The organism is Paenarthrobacter aurescens (assembly GCF_025421775.1).
Taxonomy (GTDB): Bacteria; Actinomycetota; Actinomycetes; order Actinomycetales; family Micrococcaceae; genus Arthrobacter; species Arthrobacter aurescens_B.
In genome coordinates, this window is the sequence record NZ_JAOEFX010000766.1 from 1 (window position 1) to 233 (window position 233).

The 233-nt window shown below is 65.2% G+C and carries 1 protein-coding gene; it reads left to right on the forward strand.

Annotated features, from left to right (window positions below; translation table 11 throughout):
• A partial coding sequence (locus tag N7568_RS25535; protein ID WP_439899002.1) for an acyl-CoA dehydrogenase family protein occupies positions 1–233 on the forward strand: 233 nt, incomplete at both ends.

A 233-nucleotide genomic window follows, 5' to 3' on the forward strand; every position in this document is an offset into this window, starting at 1 on the left:
GCGGACGGCACGTACCCCTCCACCATCGAGAGCGCGGGTCGCCGCTTCTTCACCATGTTGGGCAGCTTGGTGCAGGGGCGTGTTTCCCTGGATGGGGCAGCAGTTGCCGCGAGCAAGCTCGCCCTCAAGACGGCCATCCAGTACGCCACAGAGCGCCGTCAGTTCAATGCGTCATCAGCAACCGACGAGGAGGTGCTGCTGGACTACCAGCGGCACCAGCGCCGCCTGTTCAC